Below are 18,533 nucleotides of genomic sequence, written 5' to 3'. Positions count from 1 at the left end.
CGGCAAGCGGTTTTCCAATTTCGGCCAGAACTTCCTTTGAAGTGCCTGCCAATATCGACAGATGGGCGCCTCGCAGAACCAACTCGTACACTATTCGTTCTCGCTGAAATAGTGGCCAAAGCGCTTGCGCTTGGTCCAGATATAGCGTTCATTTTCCTCGCGCATTGGGATGGCGAGGTCGACGCGGTCATGCACGGGAATACCATGACGCCGTAGCGTGTCGAACTTGTCCGGATTGTTGCTCATCAATCGTACCGACGACACGCCGAGCCAGCGCAGGATGCTCGCGGCTGAATCGTATTCGCGCGCATCATCGGGCAGCCCGAGGTCCCGGTTTGCATCGACCGTGTCGCGGCCCTGCTCCTGCAATGCGTACGCGAGGATCTTGTTCGACAATCCGATGCCGCGTCCTTCGTGTCCGCGCAGGTACAGCAGCACGCCTGCCGCCTCAGCCGCGATCTGGCGCAGCGCCGCGTCCAACTGCTCGCCGCAATCGCAGCGGAACGAGCCGAGCACGTCGCCGGTCAGACACTCCGAATGCAGCCGTGTGAGCACCGCCTCGCGCGCGCGCACCTCCCCCATGACCAATGCCAGGTGCTCCGTGCCATCGCCCCTGACGCGAAACACGTGGGACGCAAAAATCCCATAGCGGGTCGGCAGCGTCGCGCTGGCAATGTGTGCCGCGCATTCGCTGGCCTCGTCAAAATGTTGTTGCTGCATCGTAACCTCAAATCATTCGCACCGCCACAGGGGCTTCGGATGCAAGTCTACCGCGTCGTGGCGTCGGCTGCCGCCTGCGCGCGCTGGTTACCGGCTGCAGGCGCTGGTCTGCACTCGCATTGCGCCACGCGCGGGCGATAATTGCACGCCATTGACAGCCGACAACCTGCCGGTGGGCACCGCGTTACCGTTCACATTGACGCACGCCGCTTTTGCCCGAAAGCGGTATTGCCGGACGATGTCGCGCGCGACTTTTTGCTTGTCCATTTCTCGCTGCCGCATGCGGCCGCCGGCTTGCACGATGCGGACCACGCCAACGCGCAAGCCGGCGCAAGTCCTGGCACGGCGAGCCTCGATGTGGCTACCCCAGGTGCGAAGGCGCGCCAGCCCGGACGCCGGAGCCGCTGCGCGTGCACACGGGCAGTCTGGTCCATATGCAGCCATTTCTCAGCCCCTGGAGCGGCATACGCTGCGCGCGCGCTCCTTTGCGACGATAATGCAAGGGTGCGTGCGCGCGCCCGGGCGCACAAATGGTCCATCACACCAGGAGAACGCCAGCATGTACCACCGCATCCTCGTGGCCATCGACGGCAGCCACACCTCACGCCATGCACTCAACGCCGCGCTCGATCTTGCAGCGTCCGAGGGCGCGCAGCTTCAGCCGGTCTTCATCATCGACGACGTCCCGCTCTACTATTCGGTGCCCGGCTACGATCCGTCCATCGTCGTGCGCGCGCAGACCGAGGAAGGCCAACGGGTGATCGACGAGGCAGCTGACGCGATGCGTGCTCGAGGCATCGCCGGCACGCCGCAGATATTGACGACATCGTCCCTCGAAGGGATTGCCGAGTGTATCGTGCGGGCGGCGCAAGCGTTCAACGCGGATCTGCTCGTGCTCGGTACCCATGGACGGCGCGGCGTGCGCCGACTGGTGCTGGGTAGCGTGGCGGAACAGACGCTGCGGCTCGCGCAGCGACCGGTGTTGCTGATTCCCTCGGCAAGTCACGCGCCGCAAGCGGCGCCGTCGAGCATCGCGAACGGTTAACGCCGCGCACTGCACCACGCATCGCGCATCGTGATGCTTGCGTGCGCACGCTTACGCGGTCATTATGACTTTATCGGGTACGGTTGCGTGCCGCTGCGGCCGGCCACGAGGCAGCATCCAACCCAATGGAGGAAACCGCAATGTGGTACTTCTGCTGGATACTAGGTATCGGCGTGGCGCTGGGCTTCGGCGTGATCAACGCGATGTGGCTGGAAAACGAAGGAAACCTGGCGCGGATGCGATCCGACTCGCTGGACGGTCGCGCCTGACGTTGGCGCGACTGGTCCGCATGAGCCGCCCCGCGCGTGCCCTGGTCGCGCTGCACCGGGCGGGCTGCGGGCGGCCACGACGATGACACGATTACTTTTCTTTTGCGGGCACGCCGGCACCGGCAAAACCACGCTGGCCAAGCAACTGGTCCCGGCGTTGCTCGAGGCCACGCGTGAGCCGCTGTGCCTACTCGACAAGGACACGCTGTACGGCCGCTACAGCGCAGCCGCGATGCAGGCCCTCACGCACGACCCGAACGACCGCGACAGCCCAGTCTATCTACAGACATTGCGTGACCCTGAATACGAGGGGCTGCTCGACACCGCGCGCGAAAACGTGTCGCTGGGCATCAGCGCAGTTGTCGTCGGCCCTCTATCACGGGAGGTGCGTGACCGGCGGATCTTCGATCGCGAATGGCTGCGCGTGCCAGCGCATGTCGACGTGCACTGGGTCTGGGTCAGTGTGCCGGAACATATCGCGCACGAGCGCATCGTGCGGCGCGCGAACGTTCATGACGCGTACAAGCTCGCGCATTGGGAAACCTACCGCCAACGATGTTTCGAGCCCGATCCGGCCGACTACCCCCAACTGCTGATTTTCGACAACAGCGCGCCACGCGACGCAGACCGGCGTGCGCTGCGAGATCGGCTCCTCGCGCCGGCCCGTCCCGCTGCGCCCGCCGCCCCCGCTGCCAACAGGCCGCCGTTCAAGCCAGGATGAGTTCCCGCTTCGGCTGTCCCGTGTATAGGCGGCCAAAGCAATTCTCCAGAAGGCATCGAGCTCGACCTGCTTCTGCCGGATAAAGCGGCTTTGTGGCAACCTGCCTTCACGAAACAGCGCCACGACCGCACAGACTGCACCGGCGCTCGTCAGCTCGATCGCACTGGTATGGCATGGCGTGCGCCTGGCCGCAACGCGCGTGTCATGCGAACTCGCGCCCGAGCTCGACCTCAGACACCGGCTCGATCTCCTTGCCCAGCGCGTACTGCTCTTCCATCGAACCGATCACCGCCTCTAAGTAGGCGCGCAGCACGGCTTCGGCCCGAGCGCGCTCGTTGGGCGGCGCGGCCGCATAGCGCGCCAGACTCGAATCGACGAACACCACATCGAGCATGACCTTCGAGTGCCGCCGCGAAAAGGGCGAGACTGTCCAGTCGATGCGCAGCGCCGGATGGCCGGCCTCGGTCTGCGTATCGGTGAAATGGGCGGTTTCCGGCAACAGGTCGCTGACGACGCGGGCAAGGTGCTCGCGCAGCGGATCATTAAAAAGAAAAGGCGGACGGGCCATGGATGGGGAGCCTCGAAAGAGTGCCGAGGCTATCATAACGGGCCGCGCATGCAAGTCGGGAAGGTATCGGCCCTATGAAGTCCGCCGCCGCGACAAGCTTGCCGTGGCCGCAGCGCTAAGCGCACGTTAAGGTGGCTGCGATATCCTTGGGCGTTCGTCATTTCTGAAATCGTGCCGCCCCCATCGATGGAATCCTTGAATCAAACGCTGTTCCTGTTACTCAACGCAAGCGCGCCGTCGCCGGCGATGCACGCGTTGATGTCATTTTGCGCGAATGCGCTGATCTGGGCCATGCCGGCGACGCTCGTCGCCGGCTGGTTGCGCGTGCCGAGCCGCACGCGTCCAACACACGTGGGGGTCCCCACCCCTGCCGCCGGCCGCTCACAAGCATGCCGCGGCCATTTCGTCGAAGCCGCCCTGGCCGCCGCGCTCGGCGTTGGAATCGCCCAGATCATCGGGGCAATGTGGCCCCACCCCCGGCCGTTCGCGATCGGCCTGGGACACGCATGGATTGCTCACATCGACGACGCATCGCTGCCCAGCGACCATACCACGCTCGCCTTTTCAGTCGCCTGCAGCCTACTGCTGCACGCCGGCACTCGGGTGGCCGGAGCGGCCCTGGCGTTGGCCGGGCTGCTGGTCGGCTGGGCCCGCATTTATGCGGGCATCCACTTCCCGCTGGATGTCGGCTGCGGCATGCTGCTCGGCATGGCGTGCGCCGTGCTCGCTCACCGTCTCGCACCCCGGGTCGTGCCGCCACTGTTGCGCCGCAGTGAGCCGCCCTATCGGTTCCTGTGCGCGGCGCTGATCCGGCGCGGCTGGGCGGTCGCGTAGGACGGCCGTCAGCACTGCTGTGTCGACGCGCGTCGCTTGCCTATCACCTGCCTGTCGCCTGCCTATTGTCCAAGCCAACCGTGTCGCCCGGCTGCCCGTCAAGGGTGCGGTCAACGAGCACGGCAGGCCACTCGCCATCGCGCAACGGACACGGGACCGATTCCTGTACACCGATCGCGCACGATGACACTCACTGCTCAAGCGCATCCAGCGCCGCCCGTGTAGGCAAGCCTTCGCTGTCGCCGATGACCTGGATCGCCAACGCACCGATTCGATTGCCGCGCTCGACTGCGTGCCGGACCGTGCGCCCCTGCAGCAGCGCACTGATCACGCCGACCGCAAAGCCATCGCCGGCGCCGACCGTGTCCACCACCCGCTCGACGTAAACACCCGGCACGATGCCCTCATCATCGCCGTGCCGATAGTACGCGCCGTGCGCCCCCAGCTTGACCACCACGCCACGCGCGCCCCGCTCGATGTAGAAGCGCGCGATCGCGGCCGGATCGCCGCTGCCGGTCAACACCGCGCCCTCCGCCACGCCCGGCAACACCCAATCGGCGAGCGCCGCCAACGCATTAATCTGCTCGACCATCGCTTCGCGCGATGGCCATAGCGTCGGACGCAGATTCGGGTCGAACGACACTGTCTTGCCGGCCCCGCGCATTTCGCGAGCCAATTTGAATGCCAACTCGCGGGAGCTCTCCGAGATGGCCGCGGCGACGCCGGTCAAGTGCAGGTGCCGCGCGCCGAGCACGTAATCGGCCGCATAGTCGTCGAGCGACAGGTGGCTTGCCGCCGAGCCACGACGAAAATGCTCTACTTGCGGATCGCGGCCGTCATCGGCGCGGCTTTTCAGTTGGAAGCCGGTCGGATAGCGCGGATCGACCGTCACATGCGTTGCATCGATCCCCTCTTCGGCCAATACGTCCAGTACATAGCGACCAAATGAATCCGCGCCGACGCGGCTGATCCAGCCAACACGGAAACCGAGCCGCGCGAGCCCAGTGGCGACGTTCAGGTCCGCGCCGGCGATGCGTTTGGTGAAATGCCTGACGTGGGCAAGGTCATGAGCACGCTCAGTCGCCACGAACAGCGCCATCGCTTCGCCGTAGGTCACCACATCCAGCGGCAACAGGGTTTCGATCATCGTTCGTCCTCGACTGCCAGTGCAGTCTTAATCTATGTCGGGGAACCGGTTCCCAGTCCACACCCAAAAGGCGCGAGGTCTGTGCCTCATTGAGGCAGAAATGGTCCGCACAGGCTGCACATCACGCCATAGAGACTATCCCGAGTCGATGCCGCATAGGGCCAGGAATTTGAGCGCCGCGCGCGACGCCGCCGAACCGTGCATGACCAGGATCGAGAAACGCCGCGTCAGCGGTTGCGGCGCCAGCGACACGCTGATCAGGCGCGCATCCTCATGCCGCATCGCCATCGCCGACACGAAACCCACGCCCATGCCGGCGCGCACCGCCTCCTTCACCCCCTCGACGCCGGCCAACTCCAACGCGGCCCGCGCGCTCGCACCGGCCCGCGCGAACGCGCGCTCGACCTCGTGCCGCACGCCGGAGCCGGACTCACGCCAGATCAGTGGAAACTGGCTGATCCGCGACAACGGTGCGGCTCCATCGCTTGCCAGCGGGTGACCGGCTGGCACGATCGCGACAATCTCGTCGTCGTGCCACGGATGCACGTGCGTGTCGGCCGGTAGCTCAGCGGGCACACTGCCTTCAATCAGCGCGATGTCCAACTCCTGTAGCGCATGGCAGACATCGCTCGTGTTGCCATAGATGGTGCGGATCTCGATATCGGGATGGGCGCGGTGAAAGTGCGCGACCAGATACGGCAGCAGATAGCTGGCTGGCGTCGTGCTGGCCCCGATGCGCAATGTGCCACGCTCCAAACCCCGCAACGCGTCGCGCAGCGCATGCGCCTGTTGCCACGTATCGCGCAGCCGCGCGGCATGGACGGCCAGTTGCCGGCCGGCATCCGTGAGCCGCACGCCGCGGCCGTTGCGCACGTACAACGACTCGCCAAATTCCTCTTGCAGCAGCCGCAGCTGACCGGACACCGCGGGTTGCGACAAATGCACCGCTTCGGCCGCCCGGCTGATGTTCTGATGTTCCGCGACGGCGGCAAAGGTCAAAAGTTGATCAGGGGTCATGCATTCAAACCATCAGTTAAGCCGATAGTTTACATTTCAAATGACGATTTTTCATAACGATATATCCAATTTAGGATGGGACTGTCGAGGTCACCTGTCACTTGAACGCCATGTCCATCCTCATTTCCAAGTCATCCTCGCTGTCGCCGGGCACGCCCGCGGGCGCGGGCGCGGCATCACGCCGCGGGCTGCTCAACGGCGTGCTGTTCGTCGCGCTGTTTGCCTTTGCAGTCACACAATTGGCCGCGTGGCCGCCCATCGCCAGACTCGGCATGAGTCCGCTGATCGTGGGCATTGCGTGCGGTGCGGTGTACGGTAACGCATTGCGCGTCGCCATGCCGGACAGTTGGGCCGCCGGCGTGAACTTCTCCGCGCGCAAACTGCTGCGCATCGCGGTCGCATTTTTTGGGCTACGCGTCAGTCTGCAGGAAATCGCGCAAGTCGGACTAACCGGGCTGGCGATGTCCGTCGTGGTCGTCGCTGCGACGCTGGCTATTGGCTGGTGGGTCGGAACCCGATGGCTGAAGCTAGACCGGGACACCGCGCTGCTCACAGCCGCGGGCAGCGCGATCTGCGGCGCGGCAGCCGTCGTCGCGTTCGAGTCCACGTTGCAATCCAAGCCACACAAGAGTGCGATGGCGGTCGGCACGGTGGTGCTGTTCGGCACGCTGTCGATGTTCGTCTATCCACTGATGGCCAATGCCGGATGGCTTCATTTGGACGCGACCGGGCTCGGTCTGTACTTCGGCGGCACCATCCACGAGGTAGCGCAGGTGGTCGGCGCCGCCAGCGCGATCAACGCGCAAACGGTACACGTGGCGACGATCGTCAAGATGACCCGTGTAATGCTGCTGGTGCCGGCGATTTTCGTGGTCGCCGGCTTCATCGCCCGGGCCGCGCGCAATGCGCAACCGGCCGGCAGTAGCACACGGCGCGGCAAGTTGCCCGTGCCGTGGTTCGCGCTCGGCTTTCTCGTGCTGGTGCTGGTGAACTCGCTGCACGTGATCCCGTCGCACGTGTCCTACATCCTCAATAGCCTAGACACCTTCGCGCTGACAATGGCGATGACCGCGCTCGGAATCGAAACCCGGGTCGCGCAGATTCGCGAGGCCGGGCCGCGTGCGCTGATCGCCGGCGCGCTGCTGCAGCTCTGGCTGATCGCCGGGGGTTACGCGCTGACGCTCGGCGTCGAGCGCTGGCTCGGCTAGCGCAGCGATACGGCAGTCAATGGTATCGTAACGACAGGCGCGGCCCGACTTGCGGCGCCGCGCGGGTACAGCGGCCGTTGCACGCCGGGTCACCGGCTGCCGACGGCCGCTGTCCGTCGGCACACTGTCCCAGCACTGTGATTATGAGCTACGAACTGTACTACTGGCCGGGCTTGCAGGGCCGCGGTGAATTCGTCCGCCTAGCGCTCGAAGAGGCGGGTGCGGATTATCTCGACGTCGCGCGCCTGCCGCCGTCCGGTCGCCGCGAGGACGCCAATCCGCAGGGCACGGAGCACGGCATCGGCGCGATGATGTCGATCCTGCAAAGCCAAACCGAGCCCTACCTCCCATTCGCTCCCCCCTTCCTGCGCGACGGCACGACGCTCGTCGCGCAGACCGCTAACATCCTGTTGTACCTAGGGCCCCGGCTCGGCCTGGCGCCCGCCGATGAAGCGCTACGCCACTGGGTCCACGGGCTACAGCTGACGATTGCCGACATGGTGACCGAGGCACACGACACGCACCACCCGATCGCCAGCGCGCTGTATTTCGAGCAGCAGCGCGACGCCGCCCGGCAGCGCGCCGCCGATTTCATCGCCAACCGAATACCGAAGTTCATGCATTATTTCGAGCGTGTGCTCGAGCAGAATCCCGCGGGATGCACGCACTTGGTTGGCGCGACATTGAGCTACGCAGACCTGTCGATGTTCCAACTCATCGATGGACTGCACTACGCGTTTCCGCGTGCCACCGCTCGCTTCGCGACACAGTATCCGAAGCTCACGGCGCTACATGAAGCGGTGCGCACGCGGCCGCGCATCGCCGCGTACCTGGCGTCGCCTCGCCGCGTCCCGCACAACGAGTCGTGCGTGTTCCGGCACTACGCGGAATTGGACACGCGTTGACCCATCGTCACCGCGCCGTACTGGCCTTCTTGCTCAGGCTGCGCACCCGTGCGCAACGCCTGTTCAAGCTGTCCGACAAGCATACGATGCTGCTGTGGGCTACCCTCGCCGGCTTGGTCGGCGCAGCCGCGACCCTCGTGTTCCGCCTCGGCATCGACTGGCTGGAATCGCTCATCGACCCCAATGCGAGCGGATTGGTGCAGATCGCGCGCGACTTGCCGTGGTACGCGCGGCTCGCGCTGCCCAGCGCTGGAGGCGCCGTGGCCGGCATGCTACTGCTGGCGGCCCGGCGCAACGACGATGGCAAGGGCCATGCCGACTATATGGAAGCGATGACCATCGGCGAAGGGGTGGTACCCGTGCGACAAAGCCTGTGGCGCAGCGGCTCGTCGCTGGTCACGATCGCCTCCGGTGGCTCGATCGGCCGCGAGGGCTCGATGGTGCAGCTTGCCGCGCTCAGCGCGTCGCTGCTCGGCCGCCTCGTGCATGTCGACCCCGAACGTCTGCGCTTGCTGGTAGCGTGCGGCGCCGCGGCCGGCATCACGTCCGCGTACAGCGCTCCGATCGCCGGCGCGCTGTTCGTCACCGAAATCGTGCTGGGCTCGATCGCGATGGAGAGCTTCGGGCCGATCATCGTGTCATCCGTGGTCGCCAATGTCACGATGCGCGCATTGTCCGGCTACCAAGCGCCCTACGAGATGCCGCCCTTTCCGGCCATCTCCGGCCTCGAAGTGCTGTGGTTCGTCGGGCTCGGCATCCTGTGCGGGATGCTCGCGCCGGCGTTCCTGCTTTTGCTGAGCGCATCGCGCCGGCTGTTCGGCCGATGGGTAGCGCCCTTGCCCCGGCGGCTCGCGCTGGGCGGCGCGTTAGTGGGCGCCTTGTCGATCCAGGCACCGCAAGTGTGGGGCAATGGCTATAGCGTGGTGAACGCCATCCTGCACCAGCCGTGGACCTGGCAAGCGCTCGTCGCGGTGCTGGTGCTCAAGGTGGCGGCGACCTGCGCGACAGCCGGCTCAGGCGCGGTCGGCGGTATTTTCACGCCAACGCTGTTCGTCGGCGCGGCGCTTGGTGCGATTTACGGACTCGCGGCCCATGCGCACTTGCCGCTCGCCACGTCGGCGCCACTCGCGTATGCGATCGTCGGGATGGGCGCTTTCCTCGCGGCAGCGACCCATGCGCCATTGATGGCGATCCTGATGATCTTCGAGATGACGCTCAGCTACCAGGTCGTGCTGCCGTTGATGCTGGCCAGCGTGATCGCCTATTTCATCGCGCGGGCCCTGGCCGAGACCTCAATGTACGAGGTCACGCTGCGGCGCAACCGCGAACGTCGTGAACGGCTGCGCCTGAAGGCCACGCAGATGCGCGAACTGGTGCGCCCGGCCGACACTGTCCTTGGCCTGGACGCGAGCGTGGCGGACATGACGCGTGTCTTTCTCGAGTATCCGGTCAAGTACATCTATATCGTCGACGCCGCCGGCTGGTTCCAGGGCGTGGTCGCGTTAAAGGACATCACCTCCGACCTGCTCGACAAGCACGGTCCGCGCGAGCGCCGCGCGCGCGACTACCTGCGCCGAGATTTCGCCGCGCTGACACCGGACATGCCGCTTGCCGCCGCGTTGCAGCACTTTCTCGCTTTCCAAGGCGAGCGGCTGCCTGTCGTCGCATCGACGCAGGCGCCTAAATTGCTAGGCGTAGTCTACAAAACCGCGCTGCTGCAGGCATACTTCCAGATGAATGCCAGCGACTGAACCACGCCATGTGCGGCGCGCCGCCGCGATGGCAAAGCGCAACGGATTCACTACAATGGATTCGGAGGGTGCAACATGTCCGAACAATCGACTCCTGCACTGCGGCGCGACCAGGCCGGCTGGATCTTCGTGCATATCGAGGGCGCGCCGTACGAGCGCGGCCTGCAGCACGGCCAATTACTCGCCCGCGAGATCAGCAGCGCGATCCGCACCGCGCAATACCTGGCCAAGTGGGACACTGGCGAGGAGTTCGACACCTTTGTGAACGCTGCAATCGATCAGTTCACCGACCGTGTCGATGACGAGTTCACCGCCGAGATGCGCGGCATTGCCGATGGCGCGCAGCTGCCCTACGAACTGGTGCTCGCCTGGAACGGCTACATGGACCTGCTGCAAAGCTGGTGGCCCACGCATGTCAGCCAAACACGGCCACAGCTTGCCGGCAAGCCATGGCGCGGGCGCCTCGGCCATCACTGCAGTGCGTTCATTGCAACCGGCAGCGCCACGCGCGATGGTCGCATCGTGATGGCGCACAACTCGTGGGACCGCTATGCGGTTGGCGATGCGTTCAACGTGATCTTCGATATCGTGCCCGAGCAGGGCAACCGGATCCTAATGCAGGGGCTGCCCGGCTGCATCTCCAGCCTGACGGACTTCTGGATCACGTCGGCGGGCCTAATGGTGACCGAGACGACGATCTCCAATTTTGTCGGCTACAACACCTCCGGCTCGCCGGAGTTCTACCGCTCGCGCAAGGCGACGCAGTACGCGGATAGCATCGGCTCGTGGTGCGAGCGCTTCGCGACCGACAACAACGGCGGCTACGCGAACAGCTGGCTGCTTGGCGACACCAAAACCGGCGAAATCGCGCGCTATGAACTCGGGCTGCATTATTCCGGGTTCGAGGTCACCAAGGATGGCTTTTACAGCGGCTTCAACACGGCCAATGACTTGAAGATCCGCAACCAGGAATGCGTCAGCGAGGGGGACGACTACAACGACGTGCGGCGCAATGGTGCGCGCCGGCTGCGCTGGATGCAACTGATGGAAAAGCACCACGGCCGGATCGATGTTGAACTGGCCAAAGAAATCATCGCCGACCATTACGATGTGTACCTCGACCGCGATGATCATCCGAGTTCGCGCACCCTCTGCGGCCATCTGGAACTGGACGACGCACGCTTTGGCGGCGCCACTCAGGGTCCGTTCAATCCGTGGGGGGCCAACGACGGCAAGGTGGTCGACAGCGACATGGCGGTGCGGCTCGAATTGTGGGCCCGCTGGGGTCACCCATGCGGCCGGCCGTTCGACGCACAAGCGTTTATGTGCCGCCATCCACAGTGGAATTGGCTCAACGGTTACATGCGCGATCGCGCGTCCCAGCCGTGGACGCTGTTCGATGCGGTCCGTTGACCGCATGCCGGCGCGCAGCGCGGCGCGTGCCCTCGAGGAACACGGGCACGCAGGTTGCATGAGCATCGCCATTGCGCTTCAGTGGAGGCCCGACGCCATGAATCTGTCCGTGTCACATCCGATGGCGGCACTGGCCGCGGCCATTGTCAGCACGCCGTTCGTCGCCATCGTGCCGTGCGACAGCGGTGTGCCCAACGCTGTCGCCAAGCTCGCGCGGCATGTCAAGATCCGAACATGAGCGGCACGGTATCGCCAATGCGCCTACCCCCTGTTGCCTCATCTGGAGACCTAACGAATGAGCACCACCGACCCAATCGACCAACAAATCAGCCAGACGCTGCGCAACGTGCGCTACCCGGCCACGCGGGATACGCTGGTGGCTGCTGCCTGCTCGGCGGGTGCCAGCAACGACGTATTGCTCGCGCTGCAGGCGCTGCCCGAGCGTGACTACCCGGATCCGCAGTCGGTCGCGCGCTGGATCGGCAGTGCCGCGGGCCCCGGCCTATCCGCCTAGCGTGTATGCGCGCGGCGACGCACTCAGCGGGGCCCTGCCGCCCGATGACCGAACACCGCCGCGCTGAAGAACGCCGCCAGCACCTTCTCTGTCATTTCGTCGGTCACGTGCGGATCCGACGCGTGGAAGAGCTGGATGCCGTCGCACAGCGCCACCAGGCCAAGACAGTGCATTAAAATGCGACCCAGTATCTAGCGGGCAGATGCGGCGCCACGCGCATCACAGGCGTGTCCGGGCGACGCATCGGCTCATTGCGTCCGTCGCCCCTCGCCGGAGTTGCTGTGAAAGCTCTTGTCTTGCCTTCCGCCTCACGTCGTCGCCCGCGCCTGGCGCCGTACTCGTCGTACTGCACCGCGATCGCCAGCGTGCTGAGCGCGCTCGTGTTGCTTAACGCGTGCCGCGACCGTGCTGCACCGGCCGCGCCCGCTCGACCAGTCGTGGCGGCTACCGTGCACAGTGCCACAGCCGGCGCCATGGCCGCGACAACCGTTCCCGGCGAGGTGGCCGCACGATTCTCGACGCCGCTGTCGTTTCGCGTCGGCGGCAAACTGATCGAGCGCCGGGTCCACCTGGGCGACGCCGTGCGCGCCGGTCAGATCGTCGCGCAACTCGATCCCGCCGATGCGCGCAAGAACGCCGCGAGCGCCGCCGCACAGTTGCGCGCGGCCGAACACCGGCTGCTGTTCACCCGGCAGCAGCTCGAGCGCGACCGCGCGCAAGCGCAGTCAAACCTGATTAGCAAGCTGCAACTGGAGCAAACCGAGGACAACCATGCCGCGGCCCTCGCGCAGCGCGATGTCGCCGCTCAGCAAGCCGCGCTGGCGAAGGATCAACTCGGCTACACCACGCTCGTCGCTGACCACGAGGGGGTAATCACGCAGGAACTAGCCGACACTGGACAGAACCTGTCGGCCGGACAAGCAGTCTACCAACTCGCGTGGTCTGGCGCGCGGGACGTGATCTGCGACCTGCCGGAGCGCACCCTGGCCTTCATCGGTCTCGGCGCGAAGGCCAGCGTCACGCTTGCCGCGTTGCCTGGCCAGGCGTTCACCGCGACGCTGCGCGAGTTGGCGCCGTGCGCCGATCCGGCCAGCCGGACCTATCGCGCCAAGCTCACGCTCGAGTTGCCTCACGGCAGCGCCGACACGGTGCGCCTGGGCATGACTGCCCGCGTGGCCTTTCAGCCGGACGCCACGCGCGCGGCGCTCAACCATGACATCGTCCTGCCCGCCACCGCACTGTTTCATCAAAACGAACACCCGGCGGTATGGGTGATTCGTGCCAATGCCGCGTCGCGCGACGCCGGCCAGCCGCGCGATGCGCACAAACAAGACGTGGGCACGCTGGAACTGCGCCCGGTCACGGTGTCGCACTACACGGAGCGCAGCGTAGTGGTCAGCGCCGGCCTGACCGACGGCGAGCGCGTCGTGCTACGCGGCGTGCACACGGTCAGCGCGGGTGAGCAGGTCAAGCCCGTTGCGCCGCTGCATCCGGAGGATTTCGCACTATGACCGGCGCTCCATACAAACCGCCTGGTCATTCACATGACGAAGGACGCTTCAATTTGTCCGCCTGGACACTGCGACACCAGGCATTGGTGGTCTTCCTGTTGGTGCTGGTGACGCTTGCCGGCATCCTGTCGTACCGGAATCTATCGCAATCGGAAGATCCGCCCTTCACCTTCAAAGTGATGGTGATCCAGACACGGTGGCCCGGCGCCGATGCCCAGCAAGTCCAGCAGCAAATCACCGACCGGCTCGCCCGCAAGCTGCAGGAAACCCCAAAGATCGACTTCCTGCGCAGCTACTCGCGCCCTGGTGAGTCGCTGCTGTTCTTCACGATCAAGGATTCGGCCCCAGCCTCGACCGTGCCAGACACGTGGTACCAGGTCCGCAAGAAGATCAGCGACATCGCCCCTACCTTGCCGCCCGGCGTGCAGGGACCCTTTTTCAACGACGAGTTCGGCGACGTCTACACGAACATCTATGCGCTGGAGGGCGACGGATTTTCTGCCGCGCAGCTGCACGACTATGCGGACCAGTTGCGCGGCGAGTTGCTGCGCGTGCCCGGCGTCGCAAAAGTCGATTATTTCGGCGATCCGAACCAGCGCATCTATATTGAAATTTCGAACGCACAGTTGTCCCGGCTCGGCATCAGCCCCCAACAACTCGCCCATGCGATCGACACGCAAAACGCCGTCGCTGCGGCCGGCGTGCTGACCACCGCCGATGACCGCGTGTTCGTGCGGCCGAGTGGCCAATACAATCATGTCGACGCGCTCGCCGATACGCTGGTGCGCATCAACAACCGTTCGTTCCGGCTGGGGGACATCGCCACGATCCGCCGCGGCTACGATGATCCGCCGGTCACGCAGATGCGCTTCAACGGCCGCCCAGTGCTCGGCATCGGCGTGACGATGCAGCCAGACGGCGACGTGATCAAGCTCGGCAAGGCGCTGGACGCGCGCGTCCAGCAGTTGCGCACGCAGTTGCCTGCCGGGCTAGCGCTGACCGAGGTCTCCAGCATGCCGCACGCCGTGTCGCATTCGGTGGACGACTTTATGGAGGCCGTCGCCGAGGCGGTCGGCATCGTGCTGGTGGTCAGCCTCGTATCGCTCGGGCTGCGCACCGGGATGGTCGTGGTCATCTCGATCCCGATCGTGCTGGCCGTGACCGCGCTGGTGATGGGCGTGTTCAATATCGGGCTACATAAGGTGTCGCTGGGCACGCTGGTGCTCGCCCTCGGCCTGCTGGTCGATGATGCGATCATTGCGGTCGAGATGATGGCAGTCAAGCTCGAACAAGGCTGGAGCCGCGCGAAAGCGGCTGCATTCGCGTACACCAGCACCGCGTTTCCCATGCTCACCGGTACGCTGGTAACCGTATCCGGTTTTCTGCCGATCGCGTTGGCCAAGTCGGCCACCGGCGAATACACCCGGTCGATCTTTGAGGTTTCCGCGATCGCGTTGCTGTTATCGTGGCTCGCCGCGGTGATCGTGATCCCGCTGCTCGGCTATCACCTGCTGCCCGAGCGCAAGCGGCCTGCTGTTCCCGAAGCACGGAGGCACGCAGACGAACGCGAACAGAAGCAAGTATACGGACACAAGCAACGGAATGGGCACGAACAAGAACAAGAACAAGAACAAGAACAAGAACAAGAACACGAGCATGATATCTACGACACGCGCTTTTATGCACGCCTGCGCGTATGGATTACCTGGTGCGTCAAGCGCCGCTTCACCGTGCTAGTCGTGACGCTCGTGCTTTTCGTGGTCGCGCTCGGCGGCTTCGGTTTGGTCGCGCAGCAGTTCTTCCCGAGTTCGGAGCGGCCAGAGCTGTTGATCGACGTGCGGCTGACCGAAAGCGCATCATTCGACGCGACGTTGCGGGAAACGCAGCGCATTGAGGCGCTGCTCAAAGGGCGGCCGGAGATCGATCATGCGGTCAGCTTCGTGGGCAGCGGCGCGCCGCGCTTCTACCTGCCGCTAGACCAGCAACTACAACTGCCCAACTTCGCGCAGTTCGTCGTCACCGCAAAGTCCGTGAAGGACCGTGACGCGCTCGCGCGCTTCCTTGACGACAAACTCACGACCGACTTCAGTGGCGTTCGCACGCGGCTGTCCCGACTGGAGAATGGCCCACCCATCGGCTATCCGGTGCAATTCCGCGTCAGCGGCGACGACATCGCGACGGTACGCTCAATCGCCACACAAGTCGCCTCGGTGATGCAGGACGACGCTCGCACGCGCAACGTTCAATTCGACTGGGACGAGCCCGGGCAGCGCTCGGTGCATTGGGTGGTCGATCAGGCCAAGGCTCGCGAGTTGGGCGTATCGTCGCAGGATATTGCCAGCTTCCTGCAGATGTCGCTGTCCGGCTACACGGTCACGCAATACCGCGAGCGTGACAAGCTGATCGGGGTAGATTTGCGCGCGCCCCGCAACGAGCGTGTTGACCCGTCGGCGCTCGCGTCGCTGGCGATGCCCACGCCGTCCGGGCCTGTGCCGCTCGGCACGCTCGGGCAACTGTCGTATGGGCTCGAATACGCGGTGATCTGGGAGCGCGATCGGCAACCAACGATCACGGTGCAGTCCGATGTGCGCGGCGGCGCCCAGGGCATCGACGTCACAAAGTCGATCGACAAGGCATTGGCGGGGCTGCGTGCGAAGCTGCCGATAGGCTATCGCATCGAGGTCGGCGGCTCGGTAGAGGAAAACGCGAAGGCGCAAGCATCGATCAATGCGCAACTGCCGCTGATGGTCATCGCCGTACTGACCTTGCTGATGATCCAGTTGCAAAGCTTCTCTCGCGTGATGATGGTGGTGTTGACCGCACCGCTCGGGCTAATCGGCGTAGTCGCCGCACTGCTCGCGTTCGGCCAGCCGTTTGGCTTCGTCGCATTGCTCGGCGTGATCGCGATGTTCGGCATCATCATGCGTAACTCCGTGATCCTGGTCGATCAAATCGAGCAGGATATCGCGGCCGGACATGGCCGCCTTGCCGCCATCGTCGGCGCGACGGTACGCCGTTTCAGGCCCATCACACTGACTGCCGCCGCTGCGGTGCTGGCACTGATCCCGCTACTGCGCAGCAATTTCTTCGGCCCGATGGCGACTGCGCTGATGGGCGGTATCACCAGCGCCACCATATTGACGCTGTTCTACCTGCCCGCGCTGTACGCCACGTGGTTCCGTGTGCGTAACGACGAAACCCAGCCGCCGCAGGAGGCACGATGATGCGTCGTTTTCCAAGAGTGTTGTTGTCACCCATGTCAACGCCGGAGCCCGTGTCGAGCTTGTTCTTCATGTCGAGGCGGTGGCCTGGCTTACGCGCATCACCCACCTGCAGGATCCATCCGTACCGCGTCGTCAATAGGCGAGCGGCGCTCGCCACGACAGCCTGCGTCGCCGCGGCATGCGCCACGCTGCTCGGCGGGTGCGCTTTCGCGCCGAGCGAACGGCCCGCGCCGCCTGCGCCGCCCCACTATGCCGCACAGCCCGGTGCGGCGCAGAGCGTAACAGCGGCAGGCGTAGCGCAGCGCTTCGCGCTCGGCGCGCGTGCAGTGCCGCGCTGGTGGATGCTGTACCAGTCCGACACCCTCAACGCGTGGGTCGATGAAGGGCTGCGCAACAACGCCACGCTGGCGGCAGCAGAAAAAACCCTCGCTGCCGCGCGTGAACAGCTGCATGCGCAGATCGGCGAATCCATGCTGCCGTCAATCGACGCTGGGGGGCAGGTGCAGCGCCAACGGGCGCTGGGCATGCCCACCCAGGGGCCGCCGACATTGCGCTACAACACCTTTGTCGGACAAATTCGCGCAAACTACACGATCGACCTGTTTGGCGCAGCGCGGCTGGCCAACCAGGCAGTGTCTCGGCGGGTCGATGTCCAGTCGTACCAGTTCGACGCCGCGCGTCGCACGCTCGCGGCCAACATCGTCAGCGCCGCGCTAGCCGCGGCGTCGCTGCACGAACAATGGGATGCCCAAGCGCGCATCGCCGCATTGGCGGCGGCCGAAGCCGACGACACGGACAAGCGCGTCGCACTGGGCGCCGCCTCGCAGATCGATACGCTCAATGCACGTCAAAGCGCGCAGGCGGCCGCGGCCGCGGTGCCGCCACTGCGCGCGCAATGGCTAGCGGCGCGGCATGCCCTGGCCGTGTTGATGGGCCGCACGCCGGATGCAGCGCCTGAAGACCTCGCGCTGGACCGCCTCACATTGCCGGACACCGTGCCCGTATCACTGCCATCGACGCTGCTACACGAGCGTCCAGACGTGCTCGCCGCCGACGCGGCGGTGCAGGCGGCAGCGGCCGAGGTCGGCGTCGCAACTGCACAGATGTTTCCGAGCGTGACCTTGTCGGCATCGTGGGGCCAAGGCGGCTTGAGCTGGCCGTTGGCGACCCGTGCCGCCGGCCGTCTGTGGAACCTCGGCGCGGGTCTAACTCAGCCGCTGTTCCATGGCGGTGCCCTGCGCGCGCAGCGCAGGGCCGCACTCCACGCCTATGATGCGGCGCTCGACCAGTACCGGCAAACCGTGCTGAACGCATTCCGCGACGTGGCTGATACGCTTGTCGCCCTGGAGCAGGATGCCCGCACGCAGGCAGCCGCGCTTGCCGCGCAGCAGGCGGCCGAACAAGCCACGCAAGCGGCAAGACAACGCTATGAGTCGGGTGCATTACCGATATCGGCGGTGCGCGCCAGCGAACAGCAAACGCAGTCCGCACGTATCCATGCGGTACGCGCGCGCGCCGCGAGACTGGCAAATACCGCATCGTTGTTCCAGGCCATGGGCTCGCCCGCCGTCGACACATCGGCGCAACGCTAGCGCCGCTCGCCGTGCGCAGACGTCAGGCTGTTCGAGCGACATGCGGATTGCCCTCGCTGCCATGCCATGCCTTATTGGCGCACCGCCATATCAC

The 18,533-nt window shown here is 65.2% G+C and carries 19 protein-coding genes and 1 pseudogene; 13 read left to right on the top strand and 7 right to left on the bottom strand.

Going from position 1 to position 18,533, the window contains the following annotated elements:
• Positions 1–90: 90 nt before the first annotated feature.
• Together ribA and KPG66_RS15025 are read right to left on the bottom strand one after the other, a co-directional pair.
• The gene (gene ribA / locus KPG66_RS15030; protein ID WP_013428490.1) at positions 91–720 is read right to left on the bottom strand and encodes a GTP cyclohydrolase II; all 630 of its coding nucleotides are present in this window, start codon (positions 718–720) and stop codon (positions 91–93) included.
• A gap of 87 nt (positions 721–807) precedes the next feature.
• Positions 808–987 carry a hypothetical protein gene (locus KPG66_RS15025; RefSeq protein ID WP_237071319.1) on the bottom strand — a complete coding sequence of 60 codons (180 nt, stop codon included), beginning with the start codon at positions 985–987 and terminating at the stop codon, positions 808–810.
• A 292-nt stretch (positions 988–1,279) separates the two neighbouring features.
• On the opposite strand from KPG66_RS15025, the gene KPG66_RS15020 reads away from it, so the two are divergent.
• The 3 genes from KPG66_RS15020 (at position 1,280) to KPG66_RS15010 (ending at position 2,755) form a co-directional block, all read left to right on the top strand.
• Positions 1,280–1,765, top strand: coding sequence for a universal stress protein (locus tag KPG66_RS15020; RefSeq protein ID WP_041754698.1), 486 nt, complete (start codon positions 1,280–1,282; stop codon positions 1,763–1,765).
• Positions 1,766–1,905: 140 nt separating this feature from the next.
• A complete protein-coding gene (gene cydX / locus KPG66_RS15015) occupies positions 1,906–2,034 on the top strand; it encodes a cytochrome bd-I oxidase subunit CydX (protein ID WP_237071318.1) in 129 nt (42 codons plus the stop codon).
• 82 nt (positions 2,035–2,116) lie between these two features.
• Complete coding sequence (locus KPG66_RS15010; RefSeq protein WP_237071317.1) at positions 2,117–2,755, top strand: AAA family ATPase; 639 nt, start codon at positions 2,117–2,119, stop codon at positions 2,753–2,755.
• Here KPG66_RS15010 and KPG66_RS15005 read toward each other — a convergent pair.
• Both KPG66_RS15005 and KPG66_RS15000 read right to left on the bottom strand, forming a co-directional pair.
• Positions 2,742–2,920, bottom strand: a pseudogene (locus KPG66_RS15005) (saccharopine dehydrogenase family protein); the annotation flags it as partial. The gene KPG66_RS15010 and the pseudogene KPG66_RS15005 sit on opposite strands and share 14 nt — an antisense overlap.
• Positions 2,921–2,957: 37 nt before the next feature.
• Positions 2,958–3,323, bottom strand: a complete 366-nt coding sequence (locus KPG66_RS15000) for a DUF3022 domain-containing protein (protein ID WP_049786515.1) — start codon at positions 3,321–3,323, stop codon at positions 2,958–2,960.
• A 186-nt stretch (positions 3,324–3,509) separates the two neighbouring features.
• Here KPG66_RS15000 and KPG66_RS14995 point away from each other — a divergent pair, with 186 nt between their 5' ends.
• Positions 3,510–4,157: a phosphatase PAP2 family protein gene (locus KPG66_RS14995; protein WP_041754695.1), complete on the top strand. Its 648-nt coding sequence runs from the start codon at positions 3,510–3,512 to the stop codon at positions 4,155–4,157.
• A gap of 190 nt (positions 4,158–4,347) precedes the next feature.
• Here KPG66_RS14995 and KPG66_RS14990 read toward each other — a convergent pair whose 3' ends face one another.
• Complete coding sequence (locus KPG66_RS14990; RefSeq protein WP_013428482.1) at positions 4,348–5,304, bottom strand: sugar kinase; 957 nt, start codon at positions 5,302–5,304, stop codon at positions 4,348–4,350.
• Between the two features lie 135 nt (positions 5,305–5,439).
• Positions 5,440–6,321: a LysR substrate-binding domain-containing protein gene (locus KPG66_RS14985; RefSeq protein ID WP_013428481.1), complete on the bottom strand. Its 882-nt coding sequence runs from the start codon at positions 6,319–6,321 to the stop codon at positions 5,440–5,442.
• A gap of 110 nt (positions 6,322–6,431) precedes the next feature.
• Here KPG66_RS14985 and KPG66_RS14980 point away from each other — a divergent pair, with 110 nt between their 5' ends.
• From KPG66_RS14980 to KPG66_RS14955, 6 genes are all read left to right on the top strand, one after another.
• Positions 6,432–7,529, top strand: a complete 1,098-nt coding sequence (locus tag KPG66_RS14980) for a YeiH family protein (RefSeq protein ID WP_049786574.1) — start codon at positions 6,432–6,434, stop codon at positions 7,527–7,529.
• Positions 7,530–7,672: 143 nt separating this feature from the next.
• On the top strand, positions 7,673–8,434 hold the full coding sequence (locus KPG66_RS14975; RefSeq protein WP_041754692.1) for a glutathione S-transferase: 762 nt from the start codon (positions 7,673–7,675) through the stop codon (positions 8,432–8,434).
• Positions 8,431–10,185 (top strand): ClcB-like voltage-gated chloride channel protein, encoded by a 1,755-nt coding sequence (locus tag KPG66_RS14970; RefSeq protein ID WP_237071316.1) that lies wholly within the window; start codon positions 8,431–8,433, stop codon positions 10,183–10,185. Before KPG66_RS14975 ends, KPG66_RS14970 begins: the two co-directional genes overlap by 4 nt.
• Positions 10,186–10,260: 75 nt before the next feature.
• Entirely contained in the window at positions 10,261–11,598 is a 1,338-nt protein-coding gene (locus KPG66_RS14965) for a C45 family autoproteolytic acyltransferase/hydolase (protein ID WP_237071315.1), read from the top strand.
• 97 nt (positions 11,599–11,695) lie between these two features.
• Positions 11,696–11,836: a hypothetical protein gene (locus tag KPG66_RS14960; protein WP_237071314.1), complete on the top strand. Its 141-nt coding sequence runs from the start codon at positions 11,696–11,698 to the stop codon at positions 11,834–11,836.
• A gap of 57 nt (positions 11,837–11,893) precedes the next feature.
• Complete coding sequence (locus tag KPG66_RS14955) at positions 11,894–12,112, top strand: DUF2795 domain-containing protein (RefSeq protein WP_013428475.1); 219 nt, start codon at positions 11,894–11,896, stop codon at positions 12,110–12,112.
• 23 nt (positions 12,113–12,135) lie between these two features.
• Here KPG66_RS14955 and KPG66_RS14950 read toward each other — a convergent pair whose 3' ends face one another.
• Positions 12,136–12,285, bottom strand: coding sequence for a hypothetical protein (locus KPG66_RS14950; protein ID WP_237071313.1), 150 nt, complete (start codon positions 12,283–12,285; stop codon positions 12,136–12,138).
• Between the two features lie 108 nt (positions 12,286–12,393).
• Between KPG66_RS14950 and KPG66_RS14945 the strand changes: the two genes are divergently transcribed.
• Genes KPG66_RS14945 through KPG66_RS14935 form a run of 3 tightly spaced genes read left to right on the top strand, consistent with a single transcriptional unit; the run spans position 12,394 to position 18,439 of the window.
• Positions 12,394–13,623, top strand: a complete 1,230-nt coding sequence (locus KPG66_RS14945; protein ID WP_442929453.1) for an efflux RND transporter periplasmic adaptor subunit — start codon at positions 12,394–12,396, stop codon at positions 13,621–13,623.
• Positions 13,620–16,847 carry an efflux RND transporter permease subunit gene (locus KPG66_RS14940; RefSeq protein WP_237071312.1) on the top strand — a complete coding sequence of 1,076 codons (3,228 nt, stop codon included), beginning with the start codon at positions 13,620–13,622 and terminating at the stop codon, positions 16,845–16,847. Before KPG66_RS14945 ends, KPG66_RS14940 begins: the two co-directional genes overlap by 4 nt.
• A complete protein-coding gene (locus KPG66_RS14935) occupies positions 16,847–18,439 on the top strand; it encodes an efflux transporter outer membrane subunit (RefSeq protein ID WP_336886366.1) in 1,593 nt (530 codons plus the stop codon). Before KPG66_RS14940 ends, KPG66_RS14935 begins: the two co-directional genes overlap by 1 nt.
• Positions 18,440–18,533 lie beyond the last annotated feature (94 nt).

The organism is Mycetohabitans sp. B2 (genome assembly GCF_021733735.1).
Lineage (GTDB): Bacteria > Pseudomonadota > Gammaproteobacteria > Burkholderiales > Burkholderiaceae > Mycetohabitans > Mycetohabitans rhizoxinica.
Note: the sequence above shows the minus strand (reverse complement) of the source record. Positions and strands in the feature narration are given on the sequence as shown.

Coding starts and splice junctions, on each gene's coding strand:
- ribA (WP_013428490.1), bottom strand. CDS start 720: ATGCAGCAACAACATTTTGACGAGGCCAGCGAATGCGCGGCACACATT.
- KPG66_RS14950 (WP_237071313.1), bottom strand. CDS start 12,285: ATGCACTGTCTTGGCCTGGTGGCGCTGTGCGACGGCATCCAGCTCTTC.
- KPG66_RS14935 (WP_336886366.1), top strand. CDS start 16,847: ATGCGTCGTTTTCCAAGAGTGTTGTTGTCACCCATGTCAACGCCGGAG.
- KPG66_RS15020 (WP_041754698.1), top strand. CDS start 1,280: ATGTACCACCGCATCCTCGTGGCCATCGACGGCAGCCACACCTCACGC.
- KPG66_RS14980 (WP_049786574.1), top strand. CDS start 6,432: ATGTCCATCCTCATTTCCAAGTCATCCTCGCTGTCGCCGGGCACGCCC.
- KPG66_RS15010 (WP_237071317.1), top strand. CDS start 2,117: ATGACACGATTACTTTTCTTTTGCGGGCACGCCGGCACCGGCAAAACC.
- KPG66_RS14965 (WP_237071315.1), top strand. CDS start 10,261: ATGTCCGAACAATCGACTCCTGCACTGCGGCGCGACCAGGCCGGCTGG.
- KPG66_RS14990 (WP_013428482.1), bottom strand. CDS start 5,304: ATGATCGAAACCCTGTTGCCGCTGGATGTGGTGACCTACGGCGAAGCG.
- KPG66_RS14940 (WP_237071312.1), top strand. CDS start 13,620: ATGACCGGCGCTCCATACAAACCGCCTGGTCATTCACATGACGAAGGA.
- KPG66_RS14955 (WP_013428475.1), top strand. CDS start 11,894: ATGAGCACCACCGACCCAATCGACCAACAAATCAGCCAGACGCTGCGC.
- KPG66_RS14960 (WP_237071314.1), top strand. CDS start 11,696: ATGAATCTGTCCGTGTCACATCCGATGGCGGCACTGGCCGCGGCCATT.
- cydX (WP_237071318.1), top strand. CDS start 1,906: ATGTGGTACTTCTGCTGGATACTAGGTATCGGCGTGGCGCTGGGCTTC.
- KPG66_RS14975 (WP_041754692.1), top strand. CDS start 7,673: ATGAGCTACGAACTGTACTACTGGCCGGGCTTGCAGGGCCGCGGTGAA.
- KPG66_RS15025 (WP_237071319.1), bottom strand. CDS start 987: ATGGACAAGCAAAAAGTCGCGCGCGACATCGTCCGGCAATACCGCTTT.
- KPG66_RS15000 (WP_049786515.1), bottom strand. CDS start 3,323: ATGGCCCGTCCGCCTTTTCTTTTTAATGATCCGCTGCGCGAGCACCTT.
- KPG66_RS14995 (WP_041754695.1), top strand. CDS start 3,510: ATGGAATCCTTGAATCAAACGCTGTTCCTGTTACTCAACGCAAGCGCG.
- KPG66_RS14985 (WP_013428481.1), bottom strand. CDS start 6,321: ATGACCCCTGATCAACTTTTGACCTTTGCCGCCGTCGCGGAACATCAG.